The 19,918-nt window shown below is 61.8% G+C and carries 19 protein-coding genes; 14 read left to right on the top strand and 5 right to left on the bottom strand.

Annotation, left to right across the window (positions count from 1 at the left end; translation table 11 throughout):
- Window positions 1–113 precede the first annotated feature (113 nt).
- Together betA and FHX14_RS29515 are read left to right on the top strand one after the other, a co-directional pair.
- Complete coding sequence (gene betA / locus FHX14_RS29520) at window positions 114–1,763, top strand: choline dehydrogenase (RefSeq protein WP_184380545.1); 1,650 nt, start codon at window positions 114–116, stop codon at window positions 1,761–1,763.
- Window positions 1,764–1,884: 121 nt separating this feature from the next.
- Window positions 1,885–3,216 carry a chloride channel protein gene (locus tag FHX14_RS29515; protein ID WP_184380543.1) on the top strand — a complete coding sequence of 444 codons (1,332 nt, stop codon included), beginning with the start codon at window positions 1,885–1,887 and terminating at the stop codon, window positions 3,214–3,216.
- Window positions 3,217–3,244: 28 nt separating this feature from the next.
- On the opposite strand, the gene FHX14_RS29510 is transcribed toward FHX14_RS29515, so the two are convergent.
- Window positions 3,245–3,691: an Rrf2 family transcriptional regulator gene (locus tag FHX14_RS29510; protein WP_003569590.1), complete on the bottom strand. Its 447-nt coding sequence runs from the start codon at window positions 3,689–3,691 to the stop codon at window positions 3,245–3,247.
- A 419-nt stretch (window positions 3,692–4,110) separates the two neighbouring features.
- Between FHX14_RS29510 and FHX14_RS29505 the strand changes: the two genes are divergently transcribed.
- The 6 genes from FHX14_RS29505 to FHX14_RS29480 all read left to right on the top strand — a co-directional run bounded on the left by FHX14_RS29505 (window position 4,111) and on the right by FHX14_RS29480 (window position 12,177).
- Complete coding sequence (locus FHX14_RS29505) at window positions 4,111–4,869, top strand: phosphoadenylyl-sulfate reductase (RefSeq protein WP_184380541.1); 759 nt, start codon at window positions 4,111–4,113, stop codon at window positions 4,867–4,869.
- A 113-nt stretch (window positions 4,870–4,982) separates the two neighbouring features.
- A complete protein-coding gene (gene cysD / locus FHX14_RS29500; protein ID WP_054181616.1) occupies window positions 4,983–5,936 on the top strand; it encodes a sulfate adenylyltransferase subunit CysD in 954 nt (317 codons plus the stop codon).
- A gap of 1 nt (window position 5,937) precedes the next feature.
- Window positions 5,938–7,434, top strand: a complete 1,497-nt coding sequence (gene cysN, locus FHX14_RS29495; RefSeq protein WP_184380539.1) for a sulfate adenylyltransferase subunit CysN — start codon at window positions 5,938–5,940, stop codon at window positions 7,432–7,434.
- Between the two features lie 494 nt (window positions 7,435–7,928).
- Window positions 7,929–8,570: a peroxiredoxin-like family protein gene (locus FHX14_RS29490; protein ID WP_184380537.1), complete on the top strand. Its 642-nt coding sequence runs from the start codon at window positions 7,929–7,931 to the stop codon at window positions 8,568–8,570.
- A gap of 106 nt (window positions 8,571–8,676) precedes the next feature.
- Window positions 8,677–10,968 (top strand): PBP1A family penicillin-binding protein, encoded by a 2,292-nt coding sequence (locus FHX14_RS29485; protein ID WP_184380535.1) that lies wholly within the window; start codon window positions 8,677–8,679, stop codon window positions 10,966–10,968.
- Between the two features lie 255 nt (window positions 10,969–11,223).
- Window positions 11,224–12,177: an NmrA/HSCARG family protein gene (locus FHX14_RS29480; protein ID WP_184380533.1), complete on the top strand. Its 954-nt coding sequence runs from the start codon at window positions 11,224–11,226 to the stop codon at window positions 12,175–12,177.
- 62 nt (window positions 12,178–12,239) lie between these two features.
- Here FHX14_RS29480 and FHX14_RS29475 read toward each other — a convergent pair whose 3' ends face one another.
- Window positions 12,240–13,160 (bottom strand): LysR family transcriptional regulator, encoded by a 921-nt coding sequence (locus FHX14_RS29475; protein WP_184380532.1) that lies wholly within the window; start codon window positions 13,158–13,160, stop codon window positions 12,240–12,242.
- A gap of 114 nt (window positions 13,161–13,274) precedes the next feature.
- Complete coding sequence (locus FHX14_RS29470) at window positions 13,275–14,312, bottom strand: LacI family DNA-binding transcriptional regulator (protein WP_184380529.1); 1,038 nt, start codon at window positions 14,310–14,312, stop codon at window positions 13,275–13,277.
- 559 nt (window positions 14,313–14,871) lie between these two features.
- Between FHX14_RS29470 and FHX14_RS29465 the strand changes: the two genes are divergently transcribed.
- Window positions 14,872–16,377, top strand: coding sequence for a DegQ family serine endoprotease (locus FHX14_RS29465; RefSeq protein WP_184380527.1), 1,506 nt, complete (start codon window positions 14,872–14,874; stop codon window positions 16,375–16,377).
- Window positions 16,378–16,541: 164 nt separating this feature from the next.
- On the opposite strand, the gene FHX14_RS29460 is transcribed toward FHX14_RS29465, so the two are convergent.
- Window positions 16,542–16,931, bottom strand: a complete 390-nt coding sequence (locus FHX14_RS29460; protein WP_003587898.1) for a hypothetical protein — start codon at window positions 16,929–16,931, stop codon at window positions 16,542–16,544.
- Window positions 16,932–17,104: 173 nt separating this feature from the next.
- On the opposite strand from FHX14_RS29460, the gene FHX14_RS29455 reads away from it, so the two are divergent.
- The 5 genes from FHX14_RS29455 to FHX14_RS29435 all read left to right on the top strand — a co-directional run bounded on the left by FHX14_RS29455 (window position 17,105) and on the right by FHX14_RS29435 (window position 19,210).
- The gene (locus FHX14_RS29455) at window positions 17,105–17,407 is read left to right on the top strand and encodes a hypothetical protein (RefSeq protein WP_003587899.1); all 303 of its coding nucleotides are present in this window, start codon (window positions 17,105–17,107) and stop codon (window positions 17,405–17,407) included.
- A gap of 145 nt (window positions 17,408–17,552) precedes the next feature.
- On the top strand, window positions 17,553–17,816 hold the full coding sequence (locus FHX14_RS29450) for a DUF1488 domain-containing protein (RefSeq protein ID WP_003587901.1): 264 nt from the start codon (window positions 17,553–17,555) through the stop codon (window positions 17,814–17,816).
- Window positions 17,817–18,225: 409 nt separating this feature from the next.
- Window positions 18,226–18,462 carry a hypothetical protein gene (locus FHX14_RS29445; protein WP_184380525.1) on the top strand — a complete coding sequence of 79 codons (237 nt, stop codon included), beginning with the start codon at window positions 18,226–18,228 and terminating at the stop codon, window positions 18,460–18,462.
- A gap of 126 nt (window positions 18,463–18,588) precedes the next feature.
- Window positions 18,589–18,756 (top strand): hypothetical protein, encoded by a 168-nt coding sequence (locus FHX14_RS29440; RefSeq protein WP_003587904.1) that lies wholly within the window; start codon window positions 18,589–18,591, stop codon window positions 18,754–18,756.
- A gap of 253 nt (window positions 18,757–19,009) precedes the next feature.
- A complete protein-coding gene (locus FHX14_RS29435) occupies window positions 19,010–19,210 on the top strand; it encodes a hypothetical protein (protein WP_003587906.1) in 201 nt (66 codons plus the stop codon).
- Window positions 19,211–19,724: 514 nt separating this feature from the next.
- Here the strand turns inward: FHX14_RS29435 and FHX14_RS29430 are convergent.
- Entirely contained in the window at window positions 19,725–19,910 is a 186-nt protein-coding gene (locus FHX14_RS29430) for a hypothetical protein (protein ID WP_012556939.1), read from the bottom strand.
- Window positions 19,911–19,918: the final 8 nt, after the last annotated feature.

The raw sequence follows: 19,918 nt of genomic DNA, 5'->3' as shown, positions 1-19,918 counted from the left end.
GGTGCGGCATATCCCTTCTCCCCGCGAGCGGGGAGAAGGTGGCGGCAGCCGGATGAGGGGCAGGCCCGGCGAACAAGCAGCCGGACGAAGGGCAAATCGAGAAAGACAATACCATGCAAGCAGATTTCGTCATCATCGGCTCCGGTTCGGCCGGCTCGGCGCTTGCCTATCGCCTCTCCGAGGACGGCAAGAACAGCGTCCTCGTCATCGAGGCGGGCGGCAGCGATTTCGGGCCGTTCATCCAGATGCCGGCAGCCCTTGCCTGGCCGATGAGCATGAAGCGCTATAATTGGGGTTATCTGTCCGAGCCGGAGCCAAACCTCAACAACCGGCGCATCACCGCGCCGCGCGGCAAGGTGATCGGCGGCTCCTCCTCGATCAACGGCATGGTCTATGTGCGCGGCCATGCCGAGGATTTCAACCGCTGGGAGGAGCTTGGCGCCAGCGGCTGGGCCTATGCCGATGTCCTCCCCTATTTCAAGCGGATGGAGCATTCGCATGGCGGCGAGGAGGGATGGCGTGGCACCGACGGGCCGCTGCATGTCCAGCGCGGCGGTTTCACCAATCCGCTGTTCCGCGCCTTTGTCGAGGCCGGCAAACAGGCGGGCTTCGAGACGACCGAGGATTATAACGGCAGCAAGCAGGAAGGCTTCGGGCTGATGGAGCAGACCATCTTTTCCGGCCGCCGCTGGTCTGCCGCCAACGCCTATTTGAAACCGGCGCTGAAGCGGAAAAATGTCGAGATCGTCTACGGCTTTGCGCAAAGGATCGTGATCGAGGACGGCCGGGCGACCGGCGTCGAGATCGAGCGCGGCGGCAGGATCGAGGTGGTCAAGGCCAACCGCGAGGTGATCGTCTCGGCCTCCTCGTTCAATTCGCCGAAGCTGTTGATGCTGTCGGGTATCGGACCGGCTGAGCATCTCAAGGAGATGGGCATCGAGGTGAAGGCCGACCGGCCGGGCGTCGGCGCCAACCTGCAGGACCATATGGAATTCTACTTCCAGCAGGTGAGCACCAAACCGGTGTCGCTCTATTCCTGGCTGCCCTGGTTCTGGCAGGGGGTGGCGGGCGCGCAATGGCTGCTGTCGAAGGGCGGGCTCGGCGCCTCCAACCAGTTCGAAGCCTGTGCCTTCCTGCGCTCGGCACCGGGGCTGAAACAGCCCGACATCCAGTATCATTTCCTCCCCGTTGCGATCAGCTATGACGGCAAGGCGGCGGCCAAAAGCCACGGCTTCCAGGTGCATGTCGGCTACAACCTGTCGAAATCGCGCGGCAGCGTGACGCTGCGCTCGGCCGATCCGAAGGCCGACCCGGTGCTGCGCTTCAACTATATGAGCCATGCCGAGGACTGGGAGAAATTCCGCCATTGCGTGCGGCTGACCCGCGAGCTCTTCGGGCAAGCAGCCTTCGACGACTATCGCGGGGCAGAGATCCAGCCCGGAGAGGGTGTGCAAAGCGACGAAGAGATCGACGCCTTCCTGCGCGAACATCTGGAAAGCGCCTATCACCCCTGCGGCACCTGCAAGATGGGCGCCAAGGACGATCCGATGGCGGTGGTCGATCCGCAGACCCGGGTGATCGGCGTCGAGGCCTTGCGTGTCGCCGACAGCTCGATCTTCCCGCACGTCACCTACGGCAACCTCAACGGCCCGTCGATCATGACCGGCGAAAAGGCCGCCGACCACATCCTCGGCAAGCAGCCGCTGGCGCGCTCGAACCAGGAACCGTGGGTCAACCAGCGGGCTGCGGTGAGCGATCGGTGATAGCTGGAGAGGGCTATCGTCGCCTGTTCGCGAAGTTCGTCGGCGGCGAATTTCGAAGAAAGAGATGGTTCTTTCCCCGCAAACCGGTTTAGGAAGAGGTCCTGTCCAACATCGCTCCGGCATGCCAGTGTTGTATCGCAAGTCCAGACTTCTTCGCAGATCCCGTGTTCTCTGGGGTTCCCTCGCGCTCTGGCGCCCGCGGCTGATCTTCTGGTTCGGCGCTTTTGCGATCGGCATCATCAGCGTCGGCTTCGCCAGGCTGGCCGATCTCGCCCAACGCGCCTTTGCCGGCATAACAGCTTCCGGCGAATGGAGTTTTCTGCTGCCGCTCGTCATCACGCCGCTCGGCTTCATGCTGTCGGCCTATCTTGCCGCAACCTTTTTCCCGAACGCGCAGGGCAGCGGTATTCCGCAGGCAATTGCTGCGCGGCATCTGCGCGATCCGGATGATCGCAGCCGCCTGCTGTCGCTGCGGCTGGTCTTCGGCAAGATCGTGCTGACGGTGCTCGGCCTCCTCAGCGGCGCATCGATCGGCCGCGAAGGACCGACCGTGCAGGTGGGCGCTTCGATCATGCTGGCGGTCGCGCGTTTCGGCGGCATGGCACAGGCCCGCGGGCTGATTCTTGCCGGTTCGGCTGCCGGCATCGCCGCTGCCTTCAATACGCCGCTCGCCGGCATCGTCTTTGCGATCGAGGAGATGAGCCGGACCTATGAATCGCGTGCCAACGGCCTGGTTCTGACCGCCGTCATCCTGTCCGGCCTTGCCGCCCTCGGGCTTGCCGGCAGCTACAATTATTTCGGCTCTACTGCGGTGGCGCCAGTATCGCTGCGCGACTGGGAACTGGTGCTCGTCTGCGGCATCGGCGGCGGCGCGCTCGGTGCGGTTTTCAGCGGGCTTGCGCTGCATGCCGGCCAGCACCTCCGCCGCTTTGCACAGCCACAACCGCTGCGGCGGATGGTGATGCTGGCAACTGTCTGCGGCCTTGCCGTCGCCGTTATCGGCATCCTGTCGGGTGGCACGACCTTCGGAACCGGCTACGATCAGGCGAAAGGCGCGGTCGAGGGCAATCCCCTGCCCCTGCTCTTCTTCGTCGAAAAGCTTGTTGCCGGCTTCCTGTCGATGATTTCGGGAATCCCGGGCGGCATCTTCGCGCCCTCACTCGCCATCGGCGCCGGCTTCGGCAGCAGGGTCGGCCAGTTGATGGGCAGCGGCATCGCGCTTGCGGCAATCCTCGGCATGGCCGGATATTTCGCCGGCGTCGTGCAGGCACCGATGACTGCCTTCGTCATCATCCTCGAGATGACCGGCGATCACCAGGCCGTCATCCCGATCATGGCGGTATCGATGATCGGCTACATCACCTCGCGCCTGCTGTCGCGCGAGCCGCTCTATCACGGACTGTCGCGCGTCTTCATTGCCGCGGCGATCAGGGCCCGGCGCGCTGGAGCATGATGAATCAGGAAAGCCGGCCGACGGCCGCTCAGGCCAGCAGCCGGGTGACCTCGGCGCCGTGCCTTGGGCCGACGGCATCGGCGATGGTGGTGGAGAACAGTACCTTGCGGGTGGCGTCGGCGACCTTGGCGAAGACGTGGCGGATCTGGCAGTTCTGTTCGCCGTCACAATCGTCGCACCGGCGGTAGGCGGTGATCGACAGACATGGCAGCGGGGCGATCGGGCCGTCGATGATGCGCAGGATTTCGCCGAAGGTGATGGTATGGGCGGGCTTCAGCAGCAGATAGCCGCCCTGCTTGCCGCGGCGGCTGACGACGATGCCATGATGCTTCAGGTCGAGCAGGATCTGTTCGAGGAACTTTTTCGGGATCTTCTGCTGGGCCGCGATATCGGAAATCATCACCGGTTCGTCGGCATCGGCATCCGCCAGAACCGTCAGCGCCCGCAGCGCATATTTCGCCTTTTGCGTAATCATCTCAGACCATCGACACACAGGCGGCGCGAATTTCCGCGCCGCTACGGAAGTACTTTCGCCTCTATGGCACAACCAGCATGAACGGAATTTGAACGCGCCGGAGAAAGCCTTGAGGACTAAGCGTTTTCGGCCTTGTTTTTCCCTCTCGGCCGAGCTGTCACAATTTACGCTCAAACCGCCCTTTCTGCACCTTTTTCGGCATCACTTCAGATTTCGGATTGACAGGCCGCGTGTAACCCTACTATTTTTATAGACATACCAGCTGTTCGCGGGGATTTTTGTCCTCGGGCGGCTGTTTTTTTGCATTGCGGCAGCTTCGGAGAGATATTTGCTCCTCCGGCCGCAGCTTTCGAAATCCCTTTTTCTGTCCGAGCCAGGATTGAACTGCGATACTCCCGTCAACAAAGGACAGGATTCTCATGACTGTTATCAATACGATTGCAGAAGAAGGGCCGATTGCGGAAGCCGAGGCGCTGAACCAGAAGCTGGCGGGTCTCGACCTGGCCGGGCGTCTGTCGCTGGTCTCCGGCCTTGGCGGCCGCGTGGTGTTCACCACCTCGCTCGGCATCGAGGACCAGGTGATCACCGCCGAGATCGGAACGCATCGCCTACCGATCGATATTGCGACGCTACAGACTGGCCGGCTGTTTGCCGAGACGCTGTCGCTGATGACCGAGACGGAAAGCCAGTACGACATCAAGATCCAGCGCTACGAGCCCGAGAAGGCCGATATCGACGCCTATGCGGCGCAATACGGCCTCAACGGTTTCTACGAGAGCGTCGAAGCCAGGCATGCCTGTTGCGGCGTGCGCAAGCTGAAGCCGCTTGCGCGCGCACTCGAAGGGGCGACGATCTGGATCACCGGCCTGCGCCGCGGTCAATCGGCCAACCGCGCCGAAACGCCGTTCGCCGAATACGACGCCGAACGGCACCTTTTGAAGGTCAATCCGCTCGCCGATTGGGACCTGGAGGCGATCAAGGCCTTTGTGTCCGACAATGGCGTGCCGGTCAATCCGCTGCATGCCCGCGGCTATCCCTCGATCGGCTGCGAGCCCTGCACCCGGGCGATCAAGCCCGGCGAGCCGGAACGCGCCGGCCGTTGGTGGTGGGAGCAGGACGAGACGCGCGAATGCGGCCTGCATGTCGCCGAAGAGGCCGCCGTCATCGCCGCACAATAATCAACTTCACGGCTTACCGAACCCGGGCGCGGCCACCGCCGCAGCCCTGGGAAAGCCAGCATCAGGAACTGCTTTGCGGCGAACCGCAAAGGATCGACAGTCTGGAGTAAAACATGCCCGATAGCCGTCCGGATACGGAACTCAGCAATCCCCAGAGCGCCAAGGCGCCACTCGACCCGCATCTGAAGGCGCTGGAAAACGAATCCATCCACATCTTCCGCGAGGTTGCCGCCGAATTCGAGCGTCCCGTCATGCTCTATTCGATCGGCAAGGATTCCTCGGTGCTGCTGCATCTGGCGCGCAAGGCCTTTTATCCCGGCCGTGTGCCCTTCCCGCTCCTGCATGTGAACACCGGCTGGAAATTCCGGGAGATGATCGCCTTCCGCGACGCGACCGCGAAGAAGTACGATCTCGACCTGATCGAGCACATCAATCCGCGCGGTGCGGCCGAAAACATCACGCCCTTCACCCATGGCTCGGCGGCTTTCACCGACATCATGAAGACCGAGGGCCTGCGCCAGGCGCTGGATGCCGGCCAGTTCGACGCCGCTTTCGGCGGTGCGCGGCGCGACGAGGAAGCCAGCCGCGCCAAGGAGCGCATCTATTCCTTCCGCACCCCCGATCATCGCTGGGATCCGCGCAACCAGCGGCCGGAACTGTGGAACGTCTATAATGGCATGATCCGCAAGGGCGAGAGCGTGCGCGCCTTCCCGCTGTCGAACTGGACCGAGGTCGATATCTGGCGCTACATCCAGGCCGAGGACATTCCGCTGGTGCCGCTCTATTACGCCAAGAAGCGGCCTTTCGTGGAGCGCGACGGCATGATGATCCTGGCCGAGGATCCGCGTCTCGAACTGCTGCCCGGCGAAGTCCGCCAGGAAGGCATGATCCGCTTCCGCACGCTCGGCGACTTCCCGCTGACCGGCGCCATCCGCTCACAGGCGACCACCCTCGAAGAGGTGATTGCCGAACTCGAAATCGCAACTGTGTCCGAACGCCAGGGCCGCGCCATCGACCGCGACCAGTCCGGCTCCATGGAAAAGAAGAAGCGTGAAGGATATTTCTGAGATGACCGCAGCCCAAACCGCCGTCTCGGCCGCCACCGTTGTCAGCCTGCCCGCCGCCGAGCCGCAGAAAGCCCAGCGCGACACACGCCCGCTGCGCCTGATTACCTGCGGCAGCGTCGATGACGGCAAGTCGACCCTGATCGGCCGCCTGCTCTGGGACACCAAGGCGGTCAAGGAAGATCAGGCCGCCACGCTGCAGCGCGATTCCACCGGCAAGCAGAACGATCTCGGCCTTCCCGACTTCGCACTGTTGCTCGACGGCCTGCAGGCCGAGCGCGAACAGGGCATCACCATCGATGTCGCCTATCGCTATTTCTCGACCGACAAGCGCTCTTTCATCGTCGCCGACACGCCCGGCCACGAACAGTATACCCGCAACATGGCGACCGGCGCTTCGACCGCCGATCTCGCCATCCTGCTCGTCGATGCCCGCTTCGGCATTCTCGAGCAGACGCGCCGTCACGCGACGATCGCTTCGCTGCTCGGCATCAAGCAGTTCGTGCTTGCCGTCAACAAGATCGACCTGACGGGCTATGACCGCGCCGGCTTCGACAAGATCAGCCACGAATTCCGGGAATTTGCCCTGTCGCTCGGCGTCAAGCAGATCACCGCCATTCCGATGTCGGCGCTGAAGGGCGAAAACGTCGTCTATTCCGGCCAGGCTGCCATGCCCTGGTACACCGGCCCGACGCTGGTGGAGACGCTGGAGCTTGCGACCGTGCGCTCGTCGCAGACGGTCGGCTTCCGGCTTTCGGTGCAGCGCGTGTCGCGTCCGGGCGAAAGCTTCCGCGGCTATCAGGGCACGGTTGCCGGCGGCTCGGTCAAACCAGGCGACAGCGTCATGATCCTGCCGTCGGGCATGGTCGCCAATGTCTCCAAGATCGTCACCTTCGATCTCGTGCGCAATGCCGCCGTTGCCGGTGATGCGATCACGCTGGTGCTCGACCGCCAGGTCGATGTGGCGCGCGGCGACATGATCGTCTCGATCGACGCCCAGCCGCAGGTCGGCCTTGCCTTCGACGCACAGATCGTCGCGCTGCAGCCCGAGGGCATCGAGCCCGGAAAACGCTACTGGCTGAAGAGCGGTTCGCGCCGCCAGCGCGTTCAGGTGCAGCCGCTCAGCCAGCTCGAGCTGAAGACCGGCACCTGGACTGCCGCCCAGCGGCTCTACATGAACGCCATCGGCAAAGTGCGCCTCGTTTTCGACGAAGCGGCGATCTTCGATCCCTATGAGCAGAACCGGCTGTCCGGCTCCTTCATCCTGATCGATCCGGAGACCAACAACACGGTCGCCGGCGGCATGGTGACGGGCAAGCGCACGGAACTCGGCGGTCTGCACAATGGCGAAGGCCGCGTCATCCTCTCGCTCCCGGCCGATCTTGCCGAGCAGATCATGGCGAGCGAACTCTTCGCCAGCCGCAGCCACGAGGCCGAGGTGCGGCGCATGACGGCGGCCGAAGCGGCCGACCTCTGGTCGAGCGCTGCAAGCGATATCTGATAGGGATTGAGGGGCTGCCCGGGAGGTCGCCCGGCCCCCTTCATCCGCCTGCCGGCACTGTCCTTCGGCCCAGCCTGTGAAGAAAAGGGATGCCGCGCCCTCCCTCCGCCCTCATCCTGAGGTGCCCCGCAGGGGCCTCGAAGGACGAGGGCGGCCACCGACGTCTCTTCAACAAATGGGACAATGGAGAGTGCTCATCACCCGCCCCCGTCCTTCGAGGCCCCTGCGGGGCACCTCAGGATGAGGGCTGATCGGGGTGCCGTGCGGCAGGTCCTCAGCTCAATTTTCTGTGTCGGCCTCTGCGGCCCTTTAAAATATCAGAGTTTACAGAAAACGGCCGTTTACCGCTTGCCCGCGGGCCCATGTGGGCTCATTCTTAGATCGGATCCTGGCGGTGCGGTAAGACGAGAGGTCGTCTGCAACGCTCAATCTCGACCTCGCAGCACTTGACGTGGCGCCTTTGCTCGACTGATCCCCGAGCGAGGAGGTTGTCCATGTCCACACCCTATGTCGATCATCCGCTGAAACCGGGCGACCGGGTCCCGAACGTTGAGTTCGATGCGATCTCGCGTGAGGGGAAGATCGCGCTTGACGATTTTCGCGGCCGCAGCCCATTGCTGATCGGTTTGTTTCGAGGCCTGCATTGCCCGTTCTGCCGGCGCCATGTCGCGGCCATGGCATATCTCAACCCCGTGCTACGTGAGAAAGGCGTCCAATCCCTGGCTGTCGTGAACACCCCGGTCGAACGCGCGCGGCTCTATTTCCGTTACCATCCGATACCCGATCTTCTTGCTGCGTCCGATCCGGCACGGGCTTCGCACCGGGCCTTCGGCTTACGCGAGATCGGGATCGACGCGGTCATGGCGATACGGATCGATCTTCCGGGCGAGTTGCCCGAGCCGATGAGCGTGATGGCAATGGACGATTTTCTTAACGAGAAGGAAGGATATCAAATCACGGCAGCCGATGAGCAGATGATGACCGCCGACCACGGGCAGCTTGTCGGTCAGTTCCTGATAGACCGGGAGGGCATCGTGCGCTGGAGCTTCACTGAAGTTCTGGAGGCTGGGCTGCAGACATTCAAGGCACCGAATTCCCAGGAATTGATGTCGGTCGCGTCGCAAGTCGCGCTTTAAAAGCGAAAAACGCGCTCGACACCCACTGCGCGGTTGCTCAGTGGGTTCCTGACCCTCTACGACTGGGCGGTAGATCATCAAAGCGACCTGTCCGAGGCGGTATCCAATGCCCAATTCTCCCGAATCCTCCGGTGAAAGCGTCAGCAGCTCGAGCTCGGATCGCGAGAAGACACTGGCCTCGGCAGCGCAGGCGGACGCCTTGGATTCGCCCGGAACCCAAGGCGAAGACCCGCAGCCGCCCCATGGATCCTTCGACCAAACCAGGCGGGCCGCCAAGACGCTATTCGGTGCGATACGCCAGGATTTGCAGGCAAGTTCTGCTTTGGCAAAGCTCAAGGCCGCCGCGCTGTTATTGAAGACGAAGCTAACAAGGTCGGGGCGGCCTGGAGTCACTTCTCCCCACAAATGGATGACGACGGCTTGGGTCAAATCCTGGCGCGGTATTCGCGATCGCCGTTCAAAGCCGCGTGAAAATCCTCGCAGCGCATCGTTCATTGCGGGCTGGCGGAAATTCGCTCTCGGGTTCACCCTTCTTGTCTGCCTCCTCGTCGGAAGCGTGCTGGTCTGGGCGCTGAAAGACGTGCCCTGGAGCGAAATCCGGGATGGAACGTTGAAGCCGGTCGTGGTGCTGGAAACCGCCGACGGCGCGCCGTTGGTCAGACAGGGACCTTATCAAGGGCCATATGCTCGATACGACCAGTTTCCGCCCCATCTGATCGATGCCGTCCTTTCCATCGAGGATCGCCGGTTCATGGATCATTTCGGCATCGATCCCAGGGGCATCGCCAGGGCGTTTTGGCGGAACCTGGAGGCTGGATCAGTGGTGGAGGGTGGCAGCACCATCACCCAGCAACTGATCAAGCTGCAATATCTCGACAGCGACCGAACGATAAAACGAAAGATCCAGGAGGTGGTGATCGCCTTCTGGCTGGAGTGGAAGCTCGGCAAGGCGGAGATCCTGACGCGTTATCTCAACAGCGTCTATCTCGGCGCGGGCGCCACCGGCATGCCGGCCGCGGCGCGCATCTATTTCAACAAGGATATCGGCGCCCTCAACCTGCCGGAGTCGGCGATGCTGGCGGGATTGCTGCGGGCGCCGAGCCAATGGAATCCGATCGACAATTTCGAAGGCGCCCGGCAGCGCACCATGGTCGTTCTCGACGCGATGGCGGCCAATGGCAAGATCACCGCGCCACAGGCGGCCGAGGCCAAGACGAGCTTTGCGAGCCTCCACCCGACGACACCAACGCCGCGTTCCGGAAGCTGGTTTGCCGACTGGATTTCGCCGCAAGCGAGCGAAATCGCCGGCGCCTCGCCGGGTTCGACGACGGTGCGCACCACGCTGGTGCCGACATTGCAGCAGATCGCCGAAAGGGTGGTGAAAAAAGGGCTCGACGGTGAAGGAAAAACGGTCGGAGCATCACAGGCGGCGTTGGTTGCGATGACACCCGACGGCGCGGTCGTGGCGATGGTTGGCGGGCGCGACTACAAGGCAAGCCAGTTCAACCGCGCCGTCACCGCGATGCGCCAGCCGGGTTCCACCTTCAAGCTGTTCGTCTATTACGCAGCATTGAAGGCTGGGCTCACTCTGTCCGACCAGGTTCTGGACGCGCCCATAGACATAAACGGCTGGTCGCCCGAAAATTCCGGCGGCGACTATCGCGGTTGGGTCACGCTTGCCGAGGCGTTCGCGCGATCGCTGAATGCCGCGTCGGTGACGCTTGCGCAAGAGGTCGGTCTCGACAATGTGATTGCCGCGGCGCGCGAACTCGGCATCGATGCGCCACTGGCCAACACGCCGTCATTGGCGCTTGGCACATCCGAAGTCAATCTGCTCAACCTCACCAGCGCCTATGCGTCGGTCCAGCTCGGCAGGGCCCCTGTCAAACCCTGGGGCATCATCGACTTTCAAGCGGCGGGGCAGCCCCAGACATTTCGTGTCGGCTTACAATCCAAGCCGACTGTCGATCTTTCGCCCTACCAGTCCGATCTGCTCGGCCTCCTGCAGCTGGTGGTCGAGCGCGGCACGGGACGCGGGGCAGATCCGGGCACCTTTGCCGCCGGCAAGACCGGCACGAGCCAGAACAATCGCGATGCCTGGTTCGTCGGCTTCACGGAAGCGCTCGTCGTCGGTGTCTGGGTTGGCAATGATGACGACGCGCCGATGAAGGGAGTGACCGGCGGCGCCCTGCCGGCCCATATCTGGCGGGACTTCATGCGCGAGGCGATGAGCAAACCGACATTGGACGGGGTGCGATCGACAGAAGCAGCCGTCGATGGCCAAGGCGCGCCGCAATCCTGCAACATCACCGCCTGCTCTCGCAGCTACCGCTCCTTCCGGCCGTCCGATTGTACCTATCAGCCATATTCCGGCGGCCGACGGCTTTGCGAAAAGTGATGTGGATGAGCCGAGATTGCGCCGGCCGCCCTGCCTGACGCGATATTGCCGATCCGTGAGACGCTGCCCAGACGTATCGGCGCCACTTATCCACAAAACGGCATTATCTTATGCATTTCGGCCATCTACAGCCATAGTACCTGTTTCGATAGAGTCCCCACCGTCGAGGCGGCTGTCGGCACGGACCGACTGCGCTGCCTTGTAAAGACGCCTGCCACTCTGGTCGGCGGCAAATGACAGGGAAAGGATGACGCTATGTCTACAGACAACAAGCCGCTGATCGCAGTGACGGGTGCGACGAGCAAACAGGGCCGCAGCGTCGTTGCGACACTTCTTCAAAGCCAGCGGTTCCGCGTTCGTGCTTTCACACGGAGAAAGGATTCGCCCGAAGCTTTGCGTCTCGAGAAACTCGGCGCGGAAATCGCCGTCGTGCCTCTCGAACTCGGCCGTCAGAAGGAGCTCGTTGCAGCATTCAAGGGCGCGGATGGCGCCTTTCTGATGACGCCGCCGATCGTCCCGCCGGAGACCAGCGAGGCTCCTCTCGGCCGGCAGCTGGCGGATGCGGCCGTGGAGGCCGGCGTCGGGCACATTGTTTTCAGCACGCTCGAGAATGTCGACACGATCACCGGCGGGACGAAATATGCGCCGCATTTTACCGACAAAGCGCGCGTTGCGGACTACATTCGCGGCCTGCCGATCTCGCATTCCTTCATCATGCTGGCATTCTTCTACACCAACCTTCTCGAATATTATGCGCCGCGGATGGAAGGCGACACATTGCTCCTGCCGATCTATCTGCCTGAAGATTTCGCCGCACCTTTTGTCGATCCGCTGACGGCGACCGGGCCTGTTGTCCTCGAGATCTTCTCCAACCCCGAGCGCTACAATGGCAAAACGCTTCCGATCGTCGGCGATATCATTTCCCCGCGCGAGATGGTCGAAACCTTTCAACGCGTGACCGGCCTCAAGGCCGAGTATCGAAACGCTTTCACCAGGGACGGCCTGCTTGCCTATTTTCCCGAGTTCGCCGCCAACGAATCCTTCGTTCGAGAGCTTCTCGGGATGGTCGAATATGCTGTCGAGTATGGCTATTTCGGCAAGGAGCACGATCTCGAATGGAGCCGTCGCCTGAATCCCGGGACGCTCGACTGGGAGCAGTTTCTGCGGACGACAGGGTGGCGCGGCGACAAGCGGTCTTTCGCAGGTTGAAGCATGGCTCGCAAAAGTGCGGCAGCGGTTTTGCGATAACGGGATGCCTGAAAACAAGAGGCTTACGACGGCCGGATTCCCGGCAGCTTGGCAACCTCGGCGGCCAAAAAGTCGACGAGGAGCCGAACGCGGGCAATGGCCGCACGCTCCGGAACAATCAGCAGGCTCACCGGAACCGGCGAAGGCCGATAGTCGCCAAGCACGATCTCCAGCCGGCCGTCGTCCAGCAGGTCGTGAACCAGCCAGAGATGTGTGGGACCAATGCCGCGTCCGGCGGCAAGGGCTTCGCGCGCCGCAAGCCCGTGATCGACGCGCAACCGACCGCTGACCGGGATCATCAGGCTGGTGCCATCGGGAGCGGAAAGAAGCAGCTGATTGCTGCCTGCCACGTTGGACATCACGACGGTTTCGTAGCGCGACAGATCAGTCGGGCGCTGCGGCCGTCCGCGGGCGGACAGATAGGCAGGGGCGCCGACCAGCAGCCGCTGGCTCTCTCCGATCGCATGAAGCTTCATCGAGCTGTCGGCGAGAGGCCCAAGACGGAGCGCCACGTCAACGCCCTCGCGCACCAGGTCGATACGCTCGTCCGTCAGGTTGAGGTCGACGCGGATATCCGGATGCCTGTCCTGAAACTCAAAGATCATTCGCGTGACATGCATGACGCCAAGCGCTGCCGTACAGGAAAGGCGAACGGCGCCAGCGGGGGCCTGACGTGCATCTCTCGCTTCTTCAGCAGCCTGTTCGACCAGGCGCAATATCTGCAGGCAGTTGGTATAATAGCGGCTGCCTTCCTCGGTCAGGGTGACGCGACGGGTGGTGCGGCTGAGAAGCGGCACCCCGACAGCCTCCTCAAGTTCATTGAGGTGCCGCGTCACGGTGGATTGGCCGACATCCAGCTCCCTTGCGACCATCGACAGGTTGCCGCGCTCGGCGACGCGAACAAAGGTGCGCATTCTGTCAAAAGACAGGCCGACCTTATCCATTTTTCAGCATAGTGATTGCCATTCTGACCGTATACGGAATAATCCCGGCGATGCCTAGCGCAGGCTTCGGCAAGGCTGGCTCCACCTCTGTTTATCGCGGTGTCCTACCCCAGATTACCGCGTCGAACCCCGGGGAATAATGGTAAAGCCGAGGTCGGCCTTGTCTTCATCGGCCGGCTCGTCGCGGACGGCGCGCAGCAGCATGTCGGCGACGCGGTAGCCGATATCGTAGCGCGGTATGTGCACCGTCGTCAGCGACGGCTCGATGAAGGCCGAGAACTCCAGATCGTTGAAGCCGCAGATGCCGAGATCCTCAGGCACGCGGATGCCGCGCGCCTTGCATTCGATGAGGACGCCGAGCGCCAGTTCGTCGCTCTGGGCAAAGACGGCATCGACATCGGGCACGCGCTGCAACAGGCGGGAAAACAGCTCCCTGCCGAGGCCGGTGCGGCTTGCCGCCTCCCCGCCGATGATGAGATCGGGGTCGAAACGCCCGGCGTCCCGCATCACAGCCTCATAACCTTCGATGCGGCGGCGCGAGCGGACATCGGCACCGCGCCCGAAGAAAGCGATCCTGTTATAGCCCCTCGACAGAAGGAAACGGGTGGGTTCAGCACCCGCCGTATAATGATCGAGGCCGACGACCAGCTTCTGCGGTTCCTGGCTGAGATCGGTGATATGGGCGATGGGACAGGCGGCGCGCTCGATCAGCGGCAGAAGATCGCGATAGGATTCGGCGCCGGCGATGATGACGCCGGCCGGCTTCTGCGTCAGGAAGGATTTCAGCAGGCCGGCCTCCCCCTCGGCATGATTCAAAGTATTGGCATATTGCACGGTGAATTCGGTGTCGCGGAAGCGATCCTCGATGCCGACCATCAGGCCGGTGAAGCCGTATTGGTGCAAGGCCGGCGTGATGACGCCGACGATGCCGTTGTGGCGGCCGGCCAGGGCGCGAGCGGCGAGATTGGGGATATAACCCATTTGCTCGACCGTGCGCAGGATCACCTCGCGCAGATCCTCCGAGACGATCTGAGGATTGCGAAGCGCACGCGAGATGGTGATCGGGCTGACGCCCACCTTCTTCGCCACATCGCTCAACGTCACATGCGCGCCGCGCTTGCTGTTGCGCCCCCGCTCCACTGCCTTATTCATCGCCCCTCATATGCCACCGCGAGACTCAGCTGCCCCGATTCGCAGTCTTCACTTTCTGAAGAATAAATAATTTAGAGTCTACTAACATTTTATATTCGCAACAGATTCCGGGAATAGAACTTTCGGAAACGGCGGCGCGATCGTCTATCGGCAAAATTACGGACGCAGGCGGCAACCGGATCACCGCGCCCTGGAATAAGTCCATTTATTTGCGAAGGAAATCGCTGCGAAGAAGCCGCTGCGAAACAACGTCCCAGCCGGAATTTCCGGCACGCGGCACCCGGCCCTAAAGTCTTCGGTACAAAGATTAAATTCCGGTCATTTCTTACAAATCGGCAATATAAAGATGATCAATATTTAATTTGTAAATCCGCTGGCCGCGATCATATGAATCCCGAGCGCGAATTCTTGCATTCGCCCGGTCGCCACCCCGACGACTGCGCTGCGATGAGATGAATTGGCGCCACCGCCATCCGACGCCAGGTCCCAAGACATCGACCCATACGCCATGGAACCACGACGCCATCAAAACCCAACGCTCTCGCAACGGACCATCACCATGTCACACATCCTCCGCAAACATCGCACTGCTGCCCTCATCGGGGCTGCCATCATCGCCGGCGCGGCATGCCTGCCGTTTACCATCAACGCGGCGAACGCCGTTGCCGCACCTGCCGATGCCGGGGGCATTCTCGCCGCCAGCGGCTCCTTCGCCTCCGTCGTCGAGGCCGACAAGCCTGCCGTCGTCACCATCACCACGACCATGAAGGCGACCGATGTCAGCGCCGACCAGCAGCAGTCGCCGATGGACGAGCAGTTCCGCCAGTTCTTCGAGGATCAGGGCATCCCGTTGCCGCGCCAGCAGCCGAAAAACCGGCCCTCGCAGCAGGCGATGGCGCTCGGCTCCGGCTTCATCATCAGCCCGGACGGCGTTGTTGTCACCAACAACCATGTCATCGACAATGCCGTCGACATCAAGGTGACGCTGGATGACGGCACGGAACTGCCGGCCAAGCTGATCGGCACCGACCCGAAATCCGATGTCGCCGTCTTGAAGATAGAGGCGCCCAAACCGCTGCAGACCATTGCCTGGGGCGATTCCGACAGGCTGAAGCTCGGCGACCAGATCCTGGCGATCGGCAACCCCTTCGGCATCGGCACCACGGTGACGGCGGGCATCGTCTCGGCGCGCGGCCGCGACCTGCACAGCGGGCCCTATGACGATTTCATCCAGATCGACGCGCCGATCAACCATGGCAACTCAGGCGGGCCACTCGTCGACCGCAGCGGCAATGTCGTCGGCATCAACACCGCGATCTATTCGCCGAACGGCGGCAGTGTCGGCGTCGGCTTCGCCATTCCGTCCGACGAGGCCAAGGCGATCGTCGCCAAGCTGCAGAAGGACGGCTCGATCGATCACGGCTATCTCGGCGTGCAGATCCAACCGGTGACGAAAGACGTCGCCGATGCCGTCGGCCTCGACAAAACAGGCGGCGCACTGGTTGCCGCCGTCACCGCCGATACGCCGGCGGCCCATGCCGGCGTGAAGCCGGGCGATATTATCACCTCGGTCGGCGGCGAGAGCGTCAAGACGCCGAAGGACCTGTCGCGGCTGGTCGCCGATCTTTCGCCGGGCGCCAAAAAATCTCTCGGCATCTGGCGTGACGGCAAGACGATCGATCTCAACGTCACCGTCGGCGGCAATGAGGACGGTCAGAAACAGGCCGCTGCCGAAAGCTCGGACAGCAAGGGCGAGAGCAGCGGCCAGCCGAGCCTCGGCATCGGCCTTGCCGACCTGACGCCAGACGTGCGCCAGCAGCTCAACCTGCCGCGCGCCGTCAGCGGCGCGGTGGTCGCCAGCGTCGATCCCGACAAGTCGGCCGCGGCCGCCGGCATCCAGTCGGGCGATGTCATCGTCTCGGTCAACGACAGACCGGTTCACAGCACCCGCGATGTCAAGACCGCGATTGCCGAGGCCGGCAAGGCTGGCCGCAAATCGGTGCTGCTGCTCGTCGAACGCGATGGCGGCAAGACCTTCGTCGCCGTGCCGTTCGGTGCGGCCTGACGGCTCGAAGTCAAAGGAAAGCCCGTGAGAGCGGGCTTTCGACCAACCGAACCCCCTCGCGTTCAGCTCTTGCCAATCTATTGCGTCGAATTGCTGATGCGTCGGGAGATCACCCTCTTGGGTGCGTGCTGAATGCCGCCGCAGTGAGCGGCGGTACGCACCGATCATCGTTCAGGCAGCCTGGTTTTTGGGAAGCGATAGCCGAGCGGTCGCCGCGATGGGTTGGCACCCGTGGGTGCCGTATACCGGCCAATCCGATAGGCCTTCGGCGGAGCGCCGCCGTCATCCTGCCATCTTACAAAGGACGCGTCTTCGATTGCTTGAGTGAGCGGCCCTGAACTCAACTGGGTTGCAAGATACATTCTCAACGCCGATCTCAGCGCCGCCTCATCGACGATTCCAATCTGGAAACAATGAATGAGGAAACTCGTCGCGCTGATCTCGCTGATATCAATCGCATAAGTTTCGCCGCCACGGAAACCGGCCTTTCGAAGAATGCGCTCCAGCATTCGCAAATTGGTGACATCGAAAAACGGATCAGATGTGGAAGACATGAAGTCCTCCTTTATTGGGGCTAGGGTTCACGCGCGCCCCAAGCGGCGGTGCCCTTATCGTGCCCGCCGATCGCTCAGCTTGCGCTCTTTGCCATATGGCCGCAACCTCATTCGCCGGCAGCCATTGATAATGTCGTCGTAAAACCCATTTCAGAGAAAGGAGGATACGCATCATGCAGTTCAACGGTGAAGCGACCCTCACAAGGCCTTCGGCATTGGCGGTTTCCGAAAGGCGTGCGCTTATAGATCACCTCAGTGAGGTTATCGGCCGCCTGACTTACGGGCTGGCGGCTGATGGATTGCTCGACCTTGTGCCGTCTCTGCTTGAGATAAACAGCGTTCTCCGCGATATGACGGATGAAATTTCCCGTGCGGACCCTGTATATTCCGACCAGGTTATCGCCAGCACTGTGCGCTTGATCAGGACATCGGAGGCCTTGCTGGAGAACAGGGTCATTGTGCAGACCATCCATTAAGATCGGTCGCCCATTAGAATCGGTCGGCGGTCGGACATGCCGAGAGGCTTTGGCATCAAGCTCCTCCTTCTCCGAGTGCATCCAGGATCATCGCCGGCCCCAAGGCCCGCACAACGCCCGCGCCCACTTCCAAGGATCGACCGCCATGGCACTTATCTTTCCAAACCGAAGCCGGAGCTTCGACCAAGTGCGAAAAGGCGTGCGCTTCAGCGGCTATGACGGCATGTTCGAGGTCCGGTTCCTGGTCGAAGAAGGCGCACTCGGCAGTGCCATTACGCAGAGTTCTTCGGAGGCCGCCTATCTTAGTGCCTTCGATGCCGCGCGTTCTTCCATTCAGGAAGCCGCATCGAGAGCCTATCGGCATCGACGTGGAAACAATTTCACGCTCAAGGCCGAAGATTTTCACTAGAACAGCATGTCACGGGGAGCCCGCGCTCCGCGAGCTGTGCCATCGGCCCGGCAAGACCGAAACGCATCTTCCGCGCCTGCTCTCTCTCCTGCAGTAAACTGCGAGAACGCGGATCGCTTGCCTCGACCCGGAAAGCATAAACCGAGCCGGCGCGCGCCCTGTTTTCGATCTCTCCTTTGGCATGGCATCGGCGAGACGATTGGTTTAAGGTGCAGCCCTCAGACCTGCCATGCCCCTCGACTCGCAGGGTGGCGTTGCTGCACGATATATGGAACTCCAGACAGACACGGCCAAGCGCTGTCCGATACCAGCCTTCCCATAGGGGCGCGGATTGCTTGATGCTTTTTACCAACGCGGCTTGCTGAGCCGGCATCGCGTTTAATGGCACGCGACCACCCAAAGGGAAACCATGGACCACGCACCCGAGAACGAAACGCTTTTCAACATCACCGGCCACTTCGTACAGGAGCTGAAGGCCGTTCTTCAAAGCGAAAGCATCGTCGAAGGCTCCGACTACGAAAACAGCGCCTTCGACGAAAAACGAAGGGCGGAAGGGCTTCACCTGCTGCGATTTCACGAGACCAGCACCGCAGCTCAGGCAACCCAGATCTGGAAAAAACACACGACGTCCCGGTCTCATCGCTAACCGGAACAAAGCCTATCCGGCTGACGTTGACGTGACGCCGACTCTCAAATCCTGACGAGACCATGATGCTGGCGTGTCCTGACATGACGCGCCAGTCAGCTCGACATTTCCATGAAAGGAAAAATCATGACCAATGACAAAACGAAGAACGCGGCTGCGACCGACGGACCCTACGACGTCATCTACTTCGCAAAGAAACACCGGATTTCCAACGAGGATGCCAAAGACATCATCGAAAAATATGGCGCCAATCGCAAAGAGGCTGATAAGGCCGGCCGCCGCATCAGCGCCTGAGGCTGGGCGGCGTTGCCGGACGGGACTCCAACAGCTCCCGGCACCTGCTTGCTATGCCCACGATTCAGTGGACGAATTAACCCTACTGGCTTACCTTAATATCAGCATACGCTTGAATACATCAGGCGCTATGCCATCGTATCTTCAGGATAACATCTTCCTGAAGCAATTCGCCGGAACCGTGGCCCGCCTCTTAGTTGAGAGGCTGGCCTCAATGCATAGGGGCCGAGCGCGATCATAAGAAGGGTAAGTCATGAGCGTCGTCTTGGAATTTCGTCCCAAATGCCCGCATGTCGAAACTCTCGCCGACTGCCGGGAAGCGCTTGAACCTCTCGTCATGAAGATCCTCGGTGAAGCCGTCAGCAGGGGCTATCCGCCGGCGGAGGCCGCAATGGTGATCGCCGATATCGCCGACGATTACATCCTCATGCTGTCGCGCCAACTCCGGTATTGATCGGATTTGTCGGCTCGCGCCTCGGGCTGCGAGGGCCGGTCGCAAAAGCACTTCCGCCATGAGAGATGTGGGAGTGGACCGCGCAGCGACTGCAGGGGTAGCAGTTGGTACAGGAGACGAGACCTGCTACGCGGTCCGTCGGCCACAACGTCAGTATTTGCCGGAAGTTCCGCCCATATCGGCTCCGCAGATGAGCCTTTGCTCCCGCAAGCAGGTCGGAGGAACAAGCGAAAATTGCTTCGCTCCGCTTCAATCGTTAGACTGGTATCCTTGCGCGCCGACGAAAAACGAAAGCGCCTCACCGCCCCAACAAAAAACCCCGGCGAAGCGGGGCTTTCAGCGGATTTCGCGGGATAATCACCATAAACGGCCCTGCCTGAGCAACAGAATCGGCCGCAGAGACCGGAAAACAGGATCATCTCCCCTCGCCTTTCCGCGGTTCGCTCAATCTTTGAATCATCACCGTAACGCAGCGTGAAACAAGTCACATCATCCGCCTGAACCGCGACCGTTGCTAACGCCACCGCGGCTGTCTCGGCGGCGCATTGGCCTGGATTTCATGCAGCGGCGCCCGAGCCCCGAGAAGTTTCTTCAGCTTCTTCTCCTCGGCCGGACCGATCCCGAACTTGCGGCAATGTTCTGCGACATCATGCTCCCGCGGACCGGGGATGCGAACTTGGCGATTGCTCATGCTTTTCATGACCGTTT

It is taken from the genome of Rhizobium sp. BK619 (genome assembly GCF_014195245.1).
In the GTDB taxonomy this organism is placed as follows: domain Bacteria; phylum Pseudomonadota; class Alphaproteobacteria; order Rhizobiales; family Rhizobiaceae; genus Rhizobium; species Rhizobium acidisoli.
The sequence above is the reverse complement of the archived record's forward strand: the minus strand, read 5'-3'. Positions and strand labels throughout refer to the sequence as shown.

Coding starts and splice junctions, on each gene's coding strand:
- FHX14_RS29445 (WP_184380525.1), top strand. CDS start 18,226: ATGGACCACGCACCCGAGAACGAAACGCTTTTCAACATCACCGGCCAC.
- FHX14_RS29450 (WP_003587901.1), top strand. CDS start 17,553: ATGGCACTTATCTTTCCAAACCGAAGCCGGAGCTTCGACCAAGTGCGA.
- cysD (WP_054181616.1), top strand. CDS start 4,983: ATGCCCGATAGCCGTCCGGATACGGAACTCAGCAATCCCCAGAGCGCC.
- FHX14_RS29470 (WP_184380529.1), bottom strand. CDS start 14,312: ATGAATAAGGCAGTGGAGCGGGGGCGCAACAGCAAGCGCGGCGCGCAT.
- FHX14_RS29480 (WP_184380533.1), top strand. CDS start 11,224: ATGTCTACAGACAACAAGCCGCTGATCGCAGTGACGGGTGCGACGAGC.
- FHX14_RS29455 (WP_003587899.1), top strand. CDS start 17,105: ATGCAGTTCAACGGTGAAGCGACCCTCACAAGGCCTTCGGCATTGGCG.
- FHX14_RS29430 (WP_012556939.1), bottom strand. CDS start 19,910: ATGAAAAGCATGAGCAATCGCCAAGTTCGCATCCCCGGTCCGCGGGAG.
- betA (WP_184380545.1), top strand. CDS start 114: ATGCAAGCAGATTTCGTCATCATCGGCTCCGGTTCGGCCGGCTCGGCG.
- FHX14_RS29485 (WP_184380535.1), top strand. CDS start 8,677: ATGCCCAATTCTCCCGAATCCTCCGGTGAAAGCGTCAGCAGCTCGAGC.
- FHX14_RS29435 (WP_003587906.1), top strand. CDS start 19,010: ATGAGCGTCGTCTTGGAATTTCGTCCCAAATGCCCGCATGTCGAAACT.
- FHX14_RS29505 (WP_184380541.1), top strand. CDS start 4,111: ATGACTGTTATCAATACGATTGCAGAAGAAGGGCCGATTGCGGAAGCC.
- FHX14_RS29440 (WP_003587904.1), top strand. CDS start 18,589: ATGACCAATGACAAAACGAAGAACGCGGCTGCGACCGACGGACCCTAC.
- FHX14_RS29475 (WP_184380532.1), bottom strand. CDS start 13,160: ATGGATAAGGTCGGCCTGTCTTTTGACAGAATGCGCACCTTTGTTCGC.
- FHX14_RS29460 (WP_003587898.1), bottom strand. CDS start 16,931: ATGTCTTCCACATCTGATCCGTTTTTCGATGTCACCAATTTGCGAATG.
- FHX14_RS29465 (WP_184380527.1), top strand. CDS start 14,872: ATGTCACACATCCTCCGCAAACATCGCACTGCTGCCCTCATCGGGGCT.
- FHX14_RS29490 (WP_184380537.1), top strand. CDS start 7,929: ATGTCCACACCCTATGTCGATCATCCGCTGAAACCGGGCGACCGGGTC.
- FHX14_RS29510 (WP_003569590.1), bottom strand. CDS start 3,691: ATGATTACGCAAAAGGCGAAATATGCGCTGCGGGCGCTGACGGTTCTG.
- FHX14_RS29515 (WP_184380543.1), top strand. CDS start 1,885: ATGCCAGTGTTGTATCGCAAGTCCAGACTTCTTCGCAGATCCCGTGTT.
- cysN (WP_184380539.1), top strand. CDS start 5,938: ATGACCGCAGCCCAAACCGCCGTCTCGGCCGCCACCGTTGTCAGCCTG.